The sequence below is a fragment of the Herbaspirillum sp. VT-16-41 genome, assembly GCF_001994935.1.
Taxonomy (GTDB): Bacteria; Pseudomonadota; Gammaproteobacteria; order Burkholderiales; family Burkholderiaceae_D; genus Herbaspirillum; species Herbaspirillum frisingense.
Genome location: NZ_MUXB01000073.1, coordinates 1 through 3,051, shown reverse-complemented (window position 1 = coordinate 3,051; position 3,051 = coordinate 1). Strand labels below are relative to the sequence as shown.

The following is a 3,051-nucleotide window of genomic DNA, read 5'->3' as shown; positions in this document are numbered from 1 at the left end:
ACGCGGCTGCGCCGCTACTCAGGACGAACGGTAAGCGGCTGCGCAACCGATTTCGAGGCCGCCATTAGTTAATGTCCCGCGCCCAGGTAGGCTTCGATCACCGCCGGGTTCTTCTGTACGTCGGCCGGTACGCCCTCGGCAATCGGCTTGCCGTAGTCCAGCACCGTGATGCGGTTGCACAGGCCCATCATCAGCTTCACATCGTGTTCGATGAGCAGGATGGTCCGGCCATCGGCCTGGATCTTCACCAGCAGCTCGCGCAGGCCCAGTTTCTCGGTGGCGTTCATGCCGGCTGCCGGTTCGTCCAGGGCCAGCAGTTGCGGGTCGGTGGCCAGAGCACGGGCGATTTCCAGGCGACGCTGGTCACCATACGATAGGTGACGCGCCGTGCGCTTGGCGAACTGGCCGATGCCCACGAAGTCCAGCAGTTGCTGCGACTTGGCGCGGATCGCCGCTTCTTCTTCGCGGGCCGCCTTGTGGCGGAAGACCGCGCCAAACACGTTCTGCTTGGTGCGCACGTGGCAACCGACCATCACGTTTTCCAGCACGGTCATCTCGCCGAACAGGCGGATGTTCTGGAAGGTGCGGGCGATGCCGGCCTTGGCCACTTCGTGCGGGGCGCTGGGACTATAGGGCTTGCCGTCCAGTTCGAAGCTGCCGGTGTCCGGTTGATACAGGCCCGTGATGACGTTGAAGAAGGTGGTCTTGCCGGCGCCGTTGGGGCCGATCAGGCCATAGATCTGGCCGCGCTCGATGGTGATGCCCACGCCGTTCAGGGCTTGCAGGCCGCCGAAACGCTTGCTGACGTCGCGGATCTTGAGCAGTGTCTGTGTCATGTTCTGTGCTCCTGATATGGCTTAGGCTTTGACTTCGCCGGTCGTGCCGACTTTGGTATGGTCCACTTCGGGACGGTCTTCATGGCGCGGGGAGGGCCACAGGCCAGCCGGGCGGGTCAGCATGATGACCACCATGGCCAGGCCGTAGAGCAGCTGGCGCAGCACTTCGGCATCGATCCAGACACGGCCGAAAATGGCCATCTGCAGCGGCTCCACCACGTGGCGCAGCACTTCCGGCAGCGCGGCCAGGATCACGCCACCCAGCACCACGCCGGGGATGTGACCGATGCCACCCAGCACCACCATGGCCAGCACGGCGATGGATTCGGTCAGCGAGAAGGATTCCGGCGACACAAAACCCTGGAAGGCGCCGAACATGGCACCGGCCACGCCACCGAAGGAGGCGCCCATGGCGAAGGCCAGCAGCTTGACGTTGCGGGTGTTGATGCCCATCGCCTTGGCGGCAATCTCGTCTTCGCGGATGGCGACCCAGGCACGGCCCAGGCGCGAGTCCTGCAGGCGCACCGAGAAGAAGATCACGAAGATGCACAGCACCAGGAACAGGTAGTAGTAGGCATTGACCGAGGGCAGGCTCATGCCGAAGACCTTTACCATCGAGCCCGAACCGGGTTCGCCGGCCAGCGAGACGCCAAAGACGCGGATCGGGTCGATCAGGTTGATCCCCTGCGGGCCGTTGGTGATGTTGACCGGCGCGTTCAGGTTGTTCATGAAGATGCGGATGATCTCGCCGAAGCCCAGGGTCACGATGGCCAGGTAGTCACCGCGCAGCTTCAGGGTCGGGGCCCCCAGCAGCGCGCCGAAGATGGCGGCCAGCACGCCCGAGATCGGCACGATCAGCCACAGCGAGAGGTGGATGCCGTTCTGCACGATCTGCGGACCATACAGCCAGACCAGGAAATTGCCGACGTCGGGATAGGTATTGACGAAGGACTCGATCACCGCCGCGAACTGCGGTGAGGCCAACAGGCCGGCGGTATAGGCGCCGATGGCATAGAAGGCGATGTAGCCCAGGTCCAGGAGGCCGGCGAAGCCCACCACCACGTTCAGGCCCAGGGCCAGCATGATGTAGAGCAGTGCCATATCCATGATGCGCACCCACGAATTGCCGAAATGCTGGGCAATCATGGGGAAGATGATCATCAGCGCCAACAGCGCCAGCAGGCTGATGCGCGCCTGCTGCGGGTTGCGCTTCATGTCGAAGGTCATGAGAGCCATAGTGTTCTCTTCCGATTCTCTAAGTTCTGTTTTTAACTTTTAAGTCTTAAGCCCGATCCGCCACGCGCTCGCCCATGATCCCGGAGGGGCGCAGGGTCAGCACGATGATCAGCACGATGAAGGCGAAGATGTCCTGGTAGTTGCTGCCCAGGAAGTTGCCGGTCAGGTCGCCGATGTAACCAGCACCGAGGCTTTCGATCAGGCCCAGCAGGATGCCGCCCAGCATGGCGCCGTAGATGTTGCCGATGCCACCCAGCACCGCTGCCGAGAAGGCCTTCAGGCCGGGCACGAAGCCCATGGCGAACTGCGCGGTGGAATAGTTGGCCGCCCACATCACGCCGGCAATGGCCGCCAGGGCCGCGCCGATGGCGAAGGTGACGATGATGACGCGGTTGGCGTCCACGCCCATCAAGCCGGCGATGCGCGGGTTCTCGGCGGTGGCGCGCATGGCGCGGCCCATCTTGGTCTTTTCCACAATCAGCACCAGGCCGATCATGGCGGCCAACGCCAGGATCAGCAGCATGATCTGGGTCGGCGAGATCAGGGCACCGGCGATGTGCACCGGGTCGGACGGCATGACCTGCGGGAATGGCAAGGGGCTGCGGCCCCAGATCATCATGGCGAAGGTCTGCAGCAGGATCGACACGCCGATGGCGGTGATCAGCGGCGCCAGGCGCGGCGCATTGCGCAGCGGGCGGTAGGCGATGCGTTCGATCAGGAGACTGACCACGATACACACCGGGATCGCACCGACGATGGCGATGATCAGCTTGACGATGCCCGGCAGGTCCGGTGCCACATGCTGCACCAGTTTGAGCAGCGACAGGCCCACCATGGCCCCCACCATCAGGATGTCGCCGTGGGCAAAGTTGATCAGGTTCAGCACCCCGTACACCATGGTGTAGCCCAGGGCGATCAGTGCGTACATGCTGCCTAGCACCAATCCGTTGATGATCTGCTGGATGAAAATGTCCATGAA

Annotated in this window: 3 protein-coding genes; all 3 read right to left on the bottom strand. The window is 63.3% G+C overall.

Features of this window, described 5'->3' with window-relative positions; genetic code table 11:
• Positions 1-68: 68 nt before the first annotated feature.
• From BTM36_RS04630 to BTM36_RS04620, 3 genes are read right to left on the bottom strand one after another with little or no spacing between them, the layout of a single operon-like run.
• Positions 69-836: an ABC transporter ATP-binding protein gene (locus tag BTM36_RS04630; RefSeq protein ID WP_006465665.1), complete on the bottom strand. Its 768-nt coding sequence runs from the start codon at positions 834-836 to the stop codon at positions 69-71.
• Positions 837-857: 21 nt separating this feature from the next.
• Complete coding sequence (locus tag BTM36_RS04625) at positions 858-2,072, bottom strand: ABC transporter ATP-binding protein (RefSeq protein ID WP_077235383.1); 1,215 nt, start codon at positions 2,070-2,072, stop codon at positions 858-860.
• A 46-nt stretch (positions 2,073-2,118) separates the two neighbouring features.
• Positions 2,119-3,048, bottom strand: a complete 930-nt coding sequence (locus BTM36_RS04620; RefSeq protein ID WP_039877283.1) for a branched-chain amino acid ABC transporter permease — start codon at positions 3,046-3,048, stop codon at positions 2,119-2,121.
• Positions 3,049-3,051 lie beyond the last annotated feature (3 nt).